This window comes from Paenibacillus periandrae, from assembly GCF_022458865.1.
Taxonomy (GTDB): domain Bacteria; phylum Bacillota; class Bacilli; order Paenibacillales; family NBRC-103111; genus Paenibacillus_S; species Paenibacillus_S periandrae.
The window spans coordinates 34,578-47,119 of the sequence record NZ_JAJNMU010000034.1; the positions used below are offsets into that span (position 1 = coordinate 34,578).

10 protein-coding genes and 3 pseudogenes are annotated in these 12,542 nt (G+C 46.4%); 11 read left to right on the forward strand and 2 right to left on the reverse strand.

Going from position 1 to position 12,542, the window contains the following annotated elements; all coding sequences use genetic code 11:
- Positions 1-161 precede the first annotated feature (161 nt).
- The 3 genes and pseudogenes from LRL21_RS38770 to LRL21_RS38780 form a co-directional block, all read left to right on the forward strand.
- Positions 162-848, forward strand: a complete 687-nt coding sequence (locus tag LRL21_RS38770; protein WP_240421161.1) for a response regulator transcription factor — start codon at positions 162-164, stop codon at positions 846-848.
- A complete protein-coding gene (locus LRL21_RS38775) occupies positions 845-1,987 on the forward strand; it encodes a sensor histidine kinase (RefSeq protein ID WP_240421162.1) in 1,143 nt (380 codons plus the stop codon). Before LRL21_RS38770 ends, LRL21_RS38775 begins: the two co-directional genes overlap by 4 nt.
- A 970-nt stretch (positions 1,988-2,957) precedes the next feature.
- Positions 2,958-3,481: pseudogene (locus LRL21_RS38780) on the forward strand (transposase); the annotation flags it as partial.
- A gap of 234 nt (positions 3,482-3,715) precedes the next feature.
- On the opposite strand, the gene LRL21_RS38785 reads toward LRL21_RS38780, so the two are convergent.
- Positions 3,716-4,621, reverse strand: coding sequence for a helix-turn-helix transcriptional regulator (locus tag LRL21_RS38785; protein WP_240421163.1), 906 nt, complete (start codon positions 4,619-4,621; stop codon positions 3,716-3,718).
- 74 nt (positions 4,622-4,695) lie between these two features.
- Here LRL21_RS38785 and LRL21_RS38790 point away from each other — a divergent pair.
- The 8 genes and pseudogenes from LRL21_RS38790 to LRL21_RS38825 all read left to right on the forward strand — a co-directional run.
- Positions 4,696-4,901 (forward strand): annotated as a pseudogene (locus tag LRL21_RS38790) (dihydrofolate reductase family protein); the annotation flags it as partial.
- Positions 4,902-5,042: 141 nt separating this feature from the next.
- Complete coding sequence (locus tag LRL21_RS38795) at positions 5,043-5,597, forward strand: dihydrofolate reductase family protein (RefSeq protein WP_240421164.1); 555 nt, start codon at positions 5,043-5,045, stop codon at positions 5,595-5,597.
- Positions 5,598-5,865: 268 nt separating this feature from the next.
- Complete coding sequence (locus tag LRL21_RS38800) at positions 5,866-8,142, forward strand: ATP-binding cassette domain-containing protein (RefSeq protein WP_240421165.1); 2,277 nt, start codon at positions 5,866-5,868, stop codon at positions 8,140-8,142.
- Between the two features lie 191 nt (positions 8,143-8,333).
- Positions 8,334-8,429, forward strand: a pseudogene (locus tag LRL21_RS47055) (IS6 family transposase); the annotation flags it as partial.
- A gap of 172 nt (positions 8,430-8,601) precedes the next feature.
- Complete coding sequence (locus tag LRL21_RS38810; RefSeq protein WP_240421166.1) at positions 8,602-10,044, forward strand: phytoene desaturase family protein; 1,443 nt, start codon at positions 8,602-8,604, stop codon at positions 10,042-10,044.
- Entirely contained in the window at positions 10,022-10,885 is an 864-nt protein-coding gene (locus tag LRL21_RS38815; RefSeq protein WP_240421167.1) for an RNA polymerase sigma-70 factor, read from the forward strand. Before LRL21_RS38810 ends, LRL21_RS38815 begins: the two co-directional genes overlap by 23 nt.
- A gap of 357 nt (positions 10,886-11,242) precedes the next feature.
- A complete protein-coding gene (locus LRL21_RS38820) occupies positions 11,243-11,389 on the forward strand; it encodes a glycine zipper domain-containing protein (RefSeq protein ID WP_240421168.1) in 147 nt (48 codons plus the stop codon).
- The gene (locus LRL21_RS38825) at positions 11,377-11,526 is read left to right on the forward strand and encodes a thioredoxin family protein (protein ID WP_240421169.1); all 150 of its coding nucleotides are present in this window, start codon (positions 11,377-11,379) and stop codon (positions 11,524-11,526) included. Before LRL21_RS38820 ends, LRL21_RS38825 begins: the two co-directional genes overlap by 13 nt.
- A 15-nt stretch (positions 11,527-11,541) precedes the next feature.
- Here LRL21_RS38825 and LRL21_RS38830 read toward each other — a convergent pair whose 3' ends face one another.
- Complete coding sequence (locus LRL21_RS38830; RefSeq protein WP_240421170.1) at positions 11,542-12,120, reverse strand: MFS transporter; 579 nt, start codon at positions 12,118-12,120, stop codon at positions 11,542-11,544.
- Between the last annotated feature and the right edge of the window lie 422 nt (positions 12,121-12,542).

Genomic DNA, 12,542 nt, shown 5'->3' on the forward strand with positions numbered 1-12,542 from the left:
TCCTTTCACAGCCAGTTTACACAACAAATGTCGAGAACTTATGCAGATCTTCCTCTCTTTGCGTGCATTTCTTTAAGAACCTGCCAAATCACGGTATAATTTCGGTAAGCGATATCACTCTCGTCGATGGAAGCAGACTAAAGGGGAAAGATGTGGTGGGAATGGAAACGAAATTGTTGCTTGTGGAGGACGAACCGAGCATGCTGGAGGAGATGCAAACTTATTTGCAGCGTGAAGGGTTCCGGGTATTGACCGCCTGTACCGGCAAGGAAGCGCTCCTAATTGCCCATTCTGAGCGGCCTGATCTCGTCGTGCTGGATTGGATGCTCCCCGGGAAAATCGGAATCGACGTTTGCCGCGAAATAAGGCAAACGTCACATTGCGGCATTATTATGGTTACGGCCCGATCGGATGAATCGGATAAAATCGTCGGTCTGGAAATCGGCGCGGATGATTATTTAACGAAGCCGTTCAGCTTGCGTGAGCTCGCTTCTCGCATCCGGGCTCTACTACGCCGCCTGCGCGGACCTGAAGACAGGTCGATGTTCTTGGAAAGAGACAACTTGATCATTTCCGAGGCCAAATGTCAGGTGTTCAAAGACGGTCAGGAAGTCCAATTGACACCGACCGAGTTCAAAATTCTGTTCACGCTGGCAGCTCGTCCCGGTATCGTCTTCAGCCGTTTGCAATTGTTAAAGGCTGCTTTGGAGGATGAATACATGGGATACGAAAGAACGATGGATTCCCATATCCGGAATCTTCGCCGCAAGTTGGAAGATGATCCAGCCACTCCCCGTTATATTCAAACGGTATACGGTTTCGGTTACCGATTCGGTGAACGTTCATGAAGATGACGGTCCGCATGAAAATATTTGCTTATATGGTACTGCTCGTGCTCATTATAAGCTTCACTTTCTCTCTGACAACGCAAGTCTATACAGCCGACTTGATCGATCAATTTCAAAGGGAACAAATCAATGCCGACTATTTGAGCGCCGCGCCCGAAGAGCAATTCGAAATCTTTAAATCTTATTTCCTTGGCAACACGCGGCTGGACGCACTGCTTCAAGCCACGCATGGCGCGCGGTTGCTCTTTTTTGGCGCGATCGGGTTGATTTTCAGTTTTTGGTTATCGGGGGTTCTGACCCACCCGCTCAAAAATCTTATAGCCGCCATAGAGCGCGTGGCGCAGGGTGACCTGAACGTCAAAGTACCTGTAGACACGAAAGATGAGTATGGAAAAGTCGCTCAAACGTTCAATGATATGACGTTTCGCCTGCGTGAAGCCGAAGAAGCCCGAAGACGGTTGGTGGCTGATGTCGCTCACGAGCTTCGCACACCGCTGTCCGTTATGCAGCTTAAACTGGAAAATTATCAGCAGGCCGGTCATCATATCTCGCCGGAAATGCTGCTTCGGCTTCATGACGAGGTCATCCGGCTCAACCAGCTTGTGGACGACCTTCATGTCTTATCGCTCGCCGAAGCGGGCCGGTTGTCGCTCGACCGCAAACCGCTCGATCTGATTGCACACCTGGAACGAATCGTGGATGACGTGAGATACGAAGCGGAAGAAAACGGATTGGATATTCGCCTCTGTACGAATTCAAGACCGGTTACCATGATGGTGGATGCGAGACGGATCACGCAGGTTTTCATTAATTTGCTGGCCAATGCGATTCGTTATACGCCTTGTGGAGGGAAGATTACGGTTAAAATCGAAGACTGGGTCGTTGACCGGAATGCTTTCTTTGCGTGTGTCTCGGTGATCGACACCGGCATCGGAATACCCGCGGACGAGTTGCCTCACCTATTCGATCGATTTTACCGCGTAGAAGAAGCGCGCTCGCGGCATACAGGCGGTACGGGGCTCGGATTATCCATCGTCCATCATTTTATAAGAGCCCACGGGGGCTTCATCCGCGTTGCGAGTCAGCCTGATGAAGGTACTATATTTACCGTATATCTGCCTAAAGGCAATGAAATTTAAAAAAATTGACAACTCCGGCGCAGAAACATGTAGGAATTCCTCTTTACGATTGTCCCTGGGATCCGGTGTGCATATGCTGCTCATGATGATTATCGAAGCGATATTTATCAACCCTTATGCAGCCCCTAAAAGCCGACCAACCATGCTAATAGAGGGGGCAAGTAAAAGTCCACTTGTCCGAGTTTGATTCGGTTACCTCAATATTGCTGCAGCCACACTAACAACAGTTTAAGGACTACATACCCTAGTCCGCTGATCCGGACTGATTGTGACTTTACTGGGTTGGCATCTGATCAGTCTTCATTTGTGTTAAAGAAGAAAAAATTCAAATGGCTCTTACTTATTACAATGCACTTCGAGACAAGTTTCTTCTCGAATGGAAAGATTATAAGAATTATCGAACAACCCACATCGTTTCCATAGATGCTTTATCCGAGGAATGAGCGTGAAAGGGCACTTTTATTGAACCGAGCGGCTGAATGTGATTCTAGAACATCTGAATAATCATTTTTCAACCCTTTTGTCGATTAATGGGTTTCCCATTCGTCGTTATGGTAAGGGAAGAGTTAATGCAGCTTATACAGCTCTCTAAATTTTTCAACTACAAGTAGGGGGAATCCTATTTATATTGATTGTAAAGGCAACAGGGTATTCGGAAGCTAGAGTCAATCAAAACCGGGAACACAACGATGAAATGATTGCGTACAGGAAGTCATTGGCCAAAGGCCGGTGCGCTCCTGAATTCTCTTCGAGCTTTCATAATTCGATCTCGCACTCACCGCGTCCCGCCGGAACCGGCATCCGAAGCGCCTAATTCAGAGCCTCGAACTCCGTGTTCACTCGATTAGGGTATATTCCGCTATGAGCTCTTGATCTACTGGAAAAGGGCCTGGCCGTAACTCAAGCTCCCCGCCATGAGAAGGATACGATATTCTTATTCCGGTTGATCTTGGCTGAAGCTCCTCTACTGCACTCTGAAAAAAACAACATGAAATACACCACAGACAGTGAGATCGAGCTCGTCGCAAAACTCAACCCACAAATAACGCAAGGAAAGCGAAAAAAGAAGACGAATTCGAGTTTAATAAGGATACGGGCATGTATGTGTGTAAAGCCGGTCATATGGCTATTCAGAAAGCGCGGCATGGAAAGAAACAGGGAGGAAAGAGCCGAACCGATACTTACTACTTTGATATAGAACAATGCAAGAGGTGTCCGTTTAAAGAGGGATGTTACACTGAAGGGTCAAAAAGTAAATCCTATTCGGTCAGCATAAAATCTGACGAGCACAAGGAACAAATGGCTTTCCAAGAAAGCGAGTACTTCAAAGAGAAAGCGAAGGAACGATACAAAATTGAAGCGAAGAACAGCGAACTTAAGCATAGACACGGGTATGATATAGCCACAGCCTCGGGTTTATTAGGCATGGAGATTCAAGCATCTGTGACCATATTCGCGGTTAATCTAAAGCGAATATTGAAGCTGATGATGTAAGAAATTAACTATACAGGTCTGTTTTAATATAAAAAGAGGACCCAAATTCCAAATAACTGGGAATTGAAGTCCTTTTTTTATGATTACTTCTATACCGATCCGAAATACTTTAAGATTTTCAGCGGCCTCGGTACAAGCCGCTTAGCTCCTTTTTCATCCACATATTTACCTTTTCCAACACATGGATCTGTCCCGATCATCAACAATTGTTACTTTTGGGACAGCCTCATTTACCTATTCCTTGTACTGATCCATGCTGTCTCGCAGAAGCTGGAGCACCATATCTCTCAGAGGGGGTGGGGATAGGACCTGTACATCGGGGCCGAAGCGGATCAGTTTCCGGGCCGTAAACGGAAACTCTTCCATCGGAACCGGGCCACTCCAATGACCGTCCGTAACCGTATAGAAAATTGGGTCGTCCTTGGCGAGGCGCGCACCAAAAGGGGAAAACCGAAGTAACACTTCGGCTGTCTCACGATTATCGGGAGTCTGCATCCACTCGGCGAGGGACGGGACTTCGAGATCAACCGTGCCAGTTCTCTTCACGTTTTGAATCCGATCCACCCGAAAGAGGAGCACCTTGTCCTCGTTACGAGCAGGCATGTACCAATAGCCGTTTTCGAAATATATGCCGAGGGGGTACAATTTGTGCTCCTTTTCTCTTTTGGCGGACCTATAGACGATCCGGATTTCCTGCTTGGTGATCGCCGCCTCCAAAATTTCCGTCGTCCAGGGTGCAGGTTCATATAGCTGAATCATCCGGAAGGAGATGTGGCTGCGCATCTGATCGATGTTCGTCTGCACATCGGAAGGCAAGCTTCCGTAATACTGTACGGCCAGGTGGGAGCGAATCGCGTCAAACGGAAAATCGGGCACCTTTTCCAGTATTTCAAGCAACAAAAACAAGCCGAGCGCCTCGCTCCGGGTTAACTGCAACGGCGGCAGGATGCGATTCTCCAGCGCGCGGTATCCGCCATGGGCCCCTTGTTCGCTGTACAGTGGAAAACCGATTTGCTGCAGGTAATCCAGGTCGCGCTGGATGGTCCGAACCGAAACGTTAAAGCGTTCTGCCAGCTCGCGGGCCGTAAACTTCTTTCGGGAGTCGATGATCCGCATCATGATTAATCTCCGCTCGTTCATGGCATCCTCCTAAATGCGTCAATTTTTGTCGTAATTCTATTGTAACATACAGGATAGAAGGGAGCGATCAAGAAATGGAAAACTCGAAAGTAGTATTGTATATTGCGGTGAGTCTGGATGGTTACACTGCCCGTTCAGACGTGTCGGTGGACTGGCTGTTGGCGTCGAAGGCGATGGCGGGGACAACGGGGATGAGAAGTTTTACGATAACATCGGCGCGCTGATCATGGGCAGGCTTACGTATGATGAGGTGCTCAAACAATCGGACGATTTCCCGTATAAAATAAGGTTGGGCAGATTCGATGAGAACCCACGCAGAAGAAATGCTTGTTGGAATTGCTCTGACGGATAGCATCGTTAAAAAAATATCCTCTCTTATATTTATTAATATGACATAAGGTGACGAAAGGAGTAAAAAATCATGAGACGAAGAATAATTTTAGATTTAGCGGTTACTTTAGATGGATTTATTGAAGGGAAAAATGGTGAAGTCGATTGGTGCATTATGGACTCTGAGCTGGGGTTTAATAATTTTTTAAATCAAATTGATACCATTTTATATGGAAGAAAAAGCTATGATTTATGGGGACAATTTACTCCGGGAATTGAACATACGGATTCTGAAAAAGAATTTTGGGAATTGGTTCATAGTAAAGAGAAATATGTGTTTTCCAGGACGCAAATGGGGACTGATAATAAAGCAATATTCATAAATGAGCGTATTCTTGAAGAAGTAAATGAATTAAAGAATAAGCCTGGTAAAGACATCTGGCTATATGGTGGAGCAAGTCTTATTACAACTTTTATCCATTTAGGACTTGTAGATGAATTTAGATTATCTGTTCACCCTGTGGTTTTGGGAGAAGGGAAACCGCTGTTTGTGGATATAAAACAGCGGTTGAATTTAAAAATGGTTAATACAAGAACGTTCTCCTCAGGCGTCGTACAACTAATTTATCATTTGGATGGGAACTAATTATATTTCACATTCCAATAAATGAAAAAGCGGCAAGTCTACGACTTTATTTTCTGGTCTTCGACCGCCGCTTATTCATTTATTGGGTTCAGTTTAAAACTTTGTTTTCGTCCCAGTTGCTCTGGCGAGTCTCACTACATCTTTAGCCTTCCAGGTGCCGAACAAACTTTATCTGCACGGAGAACATTCGTCTAATCATGACACCTGTTGTTATGATTCTTCAGTTATACTGTGAAAGCTTAGAAAATAGAAATCGGAGGTTTAGTCTATGGATGTCTATGATATCGTAATTGAAGGAGCACGCGAGAATAACCTGAAAAACGTGAATGTCCGTATACCGAAGCGAAAAATCACAGTCTTCACCGGTGTCTCGGGTTCGGGAAAATCTTCCTTGGTATTCGACACCATAGGCGCCGAAGCTCAGAGGCAGCTCAACGAGACGTTTTCCGCATTCATCCGCAATCGGCTACCCCGGTTTAGTCAGCCGGATACCGATCTCATCGAGAACTTGTCTACGGCGGTAGTGATCGATCAGAAAAGGCTCGGTGGCAACTCCCGTTCGACGGTCGGCACGATCACGGATATTTATGCGATGCTCCGGCTACTGTTCTCCAGAATCGGTAAACCTTTTACCGGCAATTCGCATGTTTTCTCATTTAACGACCCAGCCGGCATGTGCCCGGAATGCTCCGGAGTCGGACAGGTGGTGCAGTTCGATGTGGACAAGCTGCTTGACAGGTCCAAATCGCTGAATGAAGGCGCAATCCTGTTCCCCGTATTTAAAGTAGGAAGTTGGTACTTGAATACGTATACTCATTCCGGCTTGTTCGACAACAACAAGCGGCTCGTCGACTATACGCCGGCAGACTGGGATACCCTCCTACACGGCAAAGAAAGCAAGATCGTATACCGAACCAAAGGCGGCGATATTGAATCGGATTACGAAGGTCTGCTGCCCAAGCTCACCCGCCTGTATTTAAAACGGGACAGCAGTGAGCTGTCAGATGCCAAACGCGAAACCATTGACCGCTTTCTATCCATTAGGGAGTGTAACCTTTGCGGGGGAAGCCGGCTTAATCAAGTGGCCTTGGGCTGCCGGATTAACGGATACAACATAGCCCAATGCGCGGGTATGGAGATTGGAGAGCTAATACGTATGATCGAATCCATTCGGGAACCCGTTGCCGGCCCGATGATTGACGGGATTCTGACCAGGCTGAACCATCTGGTCTCCATCGGTCTGGAGTATTTGAGTCTGGACCGAAAGACCGCAACTTTGTCGGGCGGGGAATCGCAGCGCATCAAGATGGTCCGTCATCTGAGCAGCAGTCTTACCGACATGATCTACATCTTCGACGAGCCGAGCGTCGGGCTGCATCCGCGGGATGTCCATCGTCTGAACGGTATGCTGCGCCAGCTCCGGGACAAAGGGAATACCATACTCGTCGTCGAACATGACCGCGAAGTCATGGAGATCGCCGATTACATCATCGATGTCGGACCTCGTGCGGGAACCCGCGGCGGTGAAATCGTCTACGAAGGCGACTTTGCGGGCTTGCTCCGCGCGGATACCTTGACAGGACGGTACTTGAAGAAAAGTCTGCCTTTGAAAACTTCAACCAGGGTGCCCAAGGGTCGGATGACCGTAGCCGTCGTCAGCCTGCACAATCTGAATGATGTGACAGTCGATATACCCGTCGGTGTGCTGACCGTGGTAACGGGAGTAGCCGGCTCAGGCAAAAGTACGCTGATTAACGGAGCATTCCTGCCGTCGCAACCGGAAGCGATTGTCATTGATCAGACGGCCGTGGGCACGTCCATCCGCTCCAATCCGGCTACCTACACGGGGATGATGGACGAGATCCGCCGACTGTTCGCAGCAGCCAACAAGGTGAGCGCTTCCCTGTTCAGCTTCAACTCCAAGGGAGCCTGTTCCAACTGTCAGGGTCTTGGGATGATCTACACGGATTTGGCCTTTCTCGAGCCGGTAAGGACGACATGTGAAATTTGCGCGGGCAAGCGGTTCAGCGATGAAGTGTTGCAGTATAAGCTGAACGGAAAATCCATCAGCGACGTCCTCGCTATGACGGTACGGGAAGCTTCGGCATTCTTCAGTGGAAAGGAACTGCTCCGTCAAATGCGGACGCTTGAGGATGTGGGACTCGGATACGTAACGCTGGGCCAGCCTCTGAGCACCTTGTCGGGCGGGGAATGCCAGCGCATCAAATTGGCCGGGGAACTTCACAAGGAAGGCAGTCTCTATGTATTGGACGAGCCGACAACCGGACTGCATATGTCCGATATCTCTCGTCTGATGGACATTATGAACCGCTTGGTCGACGGGGGCAACACGGTGGTGGTCATCGAGCACAATCTGGATGTGATTAAGAGCGCGGATTGGATTATTGACATGGGTCCCGAAGGTGGCCATCGGGGTGGCCGAATTGTATTCGAAGGCACTCCAGTCCATCTTGCTGCTGCCGAGCATTCCATAACAGGGGCGTATTTGCGCAAAGCAGAAACTGGCCAGGGAGCATCTTCCTGACGGGATACACGGGCATATTCCGAAACGTCTTTATCTGTAAGGCACTCGATAACGATTTTAATCTGCGTAGACTTGAGCAGTATTTGTCGATTGCATGGGACAGTGATGCAACATCTTTTGTCACGAAATCCGATTTGTGTGATGATCTCCAATCAAGAGTCGACGAAGTATCCACGGTTCCCATTATCAGACAAACCAAGTACCTCAACAACATGGTAGAGCAAGATCACCGGTTTTATACAAAAATTATCAGTCCCATACATGGTTTCAAATCGTTCCGGACTGCTTTCAGCATTAAAGGGAATCAAGGCCATGTATATGATCAGAAAAGGATAGACCGAATGTACTCATCATTCGTTTGTCCTTTCAACAGTTGAACTGATTCATGTACTATTTGGATTGGCAACATAGTCAAACCAAGTTCTCTTGACCGCACCATACTTACATACCCGAAAAGCCTTGAATAGCAAGGATTATTTTCTTTTATTCCAAATTTGGGCGGTATTGTTTTTCTCTTCTTCAACAATTTCTTTTTTAATTGTGTCACATTCCGCCTCCCTTCCCCGTCATACGGGTACAAAATCGAAAGGGATGATTCCGATGCTAAAATATGAAGTAGCAGTTGTGGGTGGAGGAATAGCAGGGTTAACGGCTGCAATCTATGCAGCAAAAGCGGGAAAACAAACGATTGTGATTGAAAAACAGGATCGCTTAGGAGGTCGAGCCATTTCCAATAAGAAAAAGGGAGCTTACTTTAATTTAGGCGGGCATGCCTTGTATCATGGAGATGCTCTTGCAACGTTCCGTGAATTGGGACTGAGTTTGCAAGGAAATCAACCTTCGATCAATGGGTATGGAATATGGAAAGGGAAATTACTTACTATGCCTATGGGATTTAAATCCCTGTTCACCACTCCTCTCTTAACTTGGAAGGGTAAAATGGAGCTTGCCTCCTGGCTCACGAAATTAGGAAAACTGGATACCCACCGATATGATCAAATCAGTCTCCGTGAATGGGTCGAAGGAAATTTACATGATCTCATGGTGCGGAATTTATTCTACTCTTTACTGCGTACGGCAAGTTATGTGGTGGCACCTGATTTACAAGCTGCTGGTCCTGTATTAAAACAACTTCAAAATTCCCTTAAAGGTGTGTTGTATCTGGATCGAGGCTGGGGCGCAACGGTCGATGAATTAGAGAAAAAAGCAACGGACCATGGGGTAACATTTTTAAAGAAGAGCAAGGTTGTTTCTATTGATCATCACAACGGAATAGTGCAACAGGTCGTTTGTGAAGACGGAACGAAAATACAGGCGAAAAATATTATCGTCACATCTCCGCCTGCGATCACTTGCCAACTGGTGCCCCATGCTGAAGCAACCGCTCTTCACATTTGGAAAGAACAAGCGATTGAAATCACGGCTGCTTGTTTAGATGTAGCTTTGCGACGTCTGCCAAAACCGAAACAACAATTTGTTTATGGAATTGATCAAACGGTCTTTCTCTCCAACCAGTCGCGTGCGGCTTATCTAAGTGAAGATGGGGCTCAAGTCATATCCGTTATTAAGTATCAAGGAAATGGGGAGGATTCAGATAAGGAATTACAAGTGCTGGAACAAACCCTAGATTTGGTTCAACCGGGTTGGAAGGATGAATTGATTGTCAGTCAATACCTTCCAAAGATTACGGTTAGCTATGATTTTATGCATACGAAACGTCAAGAGAACCCAGGGCCCGCTGTCCCGGAAATTAAGGGGTTATATGTGGCAGGAGAATGGGTAACACATGGTGAATTATTGGTCGATGCCGCGACAGCAAGCGCCAAAAGAGCCGTACAACATATACTCTCGCAAGAGAGTAAGGAGAGAGGACACTTTCGTGAGCTTAGAGACATTATATAAAACCTATAAAACTCCACTTTTTTCGTTAGCTTATCGAATGTTGGGAAGTGTCATGGATGCGGAGGACATTGTACAAGAAGCCTTTCTGAGCTATGATCAATTGCCCAATGCTAATGCGATTCAAAATGAAAGAGCGTATCTATACAAAATCGTAACGAATCGGTGTCTTGACCTTTTACGTTCATCAGCCAAAAAACGGGAAATGTACGTTGGACCCTGGTTACCGGAGCCCCTGATTGAACAAGGGGCCCTAGAAGCCGACCCATCCGATGCTTATTTGCAACGAGAATCTATTTCCACGGCTTATCTTTTGCTCCTTCAACAGCTTAACGCGGTGGAAAGAGCCGTATTTCTTCTCCGCGAGATTTTTCACTATTCATATGACGAAATTGCCGAAATGATCGGAAAAAACAGTGTGAATTGCCGTCAAATTTTCCATCGCGCCCAGAATAGCATCCACTTCGAACCGGATCCGACCCCGTCGATCTCGGTTGCGGAGGAGAAAGTCAAGGATTTCGTGAACTCACTTATGCAAGGAAATACAAATAAGCTGCTTGAACTGATAAGTGAAAACGTAGTGCTCTATTCGGATGGCGGAGGCAAAGTCAGAGCGGCGCAGATTCCTATTATCGGCATCGATCAAGTCATAAAATTACATCAGAACCTGCTGAAAATGTACGAGGGAAAATTCAGTTACACTTTCCTATCCGTGAATGGGCAGCCGGGGATTCGCATTAACTTTAGTGAAGGTATTCAATATGTATATTCATTTGCTTTTAAAAATAATCAGATCCAGACGATTTATTCCGTAGCAAATCCAGATAAACTAAGACATCTATAGAATGGGGCAATTATACTAAACTATGGAGGTTACAAGTTCCGAATGGTGAAGGCATTAGTAGCCATTCGCTTATGACAAGGGTGTCGCCCCCGAGGTCGAATCTGAAGAAAGTCGGCGGCAAATCTCGGGTCTGAGGAACATGAATTTCTTATAAGGCTAAATTACGTTGGATGAGACTGCCTAACAAGTCGCGATTAAAATAGATTGAACCTTTAAGCACCAATAATATAGTGATCGTCGAACACAAGGAGTACGTCGAAATGGTCAAGTCGCTGACGAATTACGACTTTGAGAAGCTTGCAATTCCGTATTAGAAGAACATGTACACACCAGTCGAGTGTATCGATGGGGATGGGCATGGATAATGGTAAAAGACCAAAGAAAGCATTGGGAAGTGGAATTGCTTTAGGACTTACAATGGGAGTAGCTTTCGGTCTGTTGTTTGATAACCTGAGTTTAGGAATTGGGGTCGGTATTGCGATAGGAGGATCGTGGGCATCCTGACGGTGGACTGCGACAAATCTCCGGACATCGCAGCCCAATATGGGATCATGTCCTTGCCCACCGTTATTTTATTTCAAAACGGGGAACCGGTAGAAAAGCTCATCGGCCTTCGCTCCAAACGGTGTATGAAGCCATAATTGCCAAACACATCGTTAAATTTTGACCGCTGCACGCAGCATTGCTGCTTCTTGTCGACCGATTTTCAAATACACCCAGCCGATATTCAGTACAGCAAGCACTGCGAGCGAAAAATAGACCGTTCCGAAGGTCGTAGGAACACCAACGGTGGTGAAATTAACGGAGCCCCAGTTGAACTCGACCACCTTGCTCATCACCGCGCCGCTGATTGCTCCAGCCATAAAGATAATGAGATTATAAATGCCCATTCCGATACCCGTCTGCTCCTTGGGCAATGCCGAGGAAACCTCTTTCGCCAGGGACGATTGCATGAAGGTGAGCGCACTGTTCAGAAAAATAAGCGATAAGCCGATGACCCAGGGCAGTAGCCCTGACACGGCTGACAAACATAACAAACCGATAGTAAGCATCGAAAATGCCACATACAAGGTATAACGGGTGCCGCGGCGATCTACCAGCTTACCGCCCAGCCGTCCCATAAACACAGCTATGATCGCTGCATGGAACATGACAAAGCCAATCGATTGTGCATAAAGATAATAAAGTCTACATGTATTTATTGAATCCTGATGGTTCAACTTCAGATAGCCCAATTACTTAAACTTCAAAGGGCTCAACTGCTTTTAGTTGTGTCAGAAGTACTTCATAACTTAATTGTATTTAGGCTTTTTTGAACACCTTAACCACTTCAAAACTATATTTTTATTTTTATTTTTATAAATAAAGTTTCGAAATAGAGGTTTAGCTGGTGATAGTTGTTTAAGGGAAAGATATTATTAAAACATTAGAGCAAGCGATACTCTTCGAAAGTAGTATCGAGTACACCAAGGCCCCGACCAACAATTTGGTCGGGGCTTTTGTTTTTATCCTTGGGAGGAGAGTGTAAAGATGACCAGAGCTAACTTAGTAAGAAAATATCAAGAAAAGTAAGCGTCAAATGCTCCCCACATTTAATATCTCAATAGTCCATGAGTCGGCTAGGATCACAGATTTTAAATTCAGCGGACTGACCTTG

Coding starts and splice junctions, on each gene's coding strand:
- LRL21_RS38785 (WP_240421163.1), bottom strand. CDS start 4,621: ATGAACGAGCGGAGATTAATCATGATGCGGATCATCGACTCCCGAAAG.
- LRL21_RS38775 (WP_240421162.1), top strand. CDS start 845: ATGAAGATGACGGTCCGCATGAAAATATTTGCTTATATGGTACTGCTC.
- LRL21_RS38800 (WP_240421165.1), top strand. CDS start 5,866: ATGGATGTCTATGATATCGTAATTGAAGGAGCACGCGAGAATAACCTG.
- LRL21_RS38820 (WP_240421168.1), top strand. CDS start 11,243: ATGGATAATGGTAAAAGACCAAAGAAAGCATTGGGAAGTGGAATTGCT.
- LRL21_RS38770 (WP_240421161.1), top strand. CDS start 162: ATGGAAACGAAATTGTTGCTTGTGGAGGACGAACCGAGCATGCTGGAG.
- LRL21_RS38795 (WP_240421164.1), top strand. CDS start 5,043: ATGAGACGAAGAATAATTTTAGATTTAGCGGTTACTTTAGATGGATTT.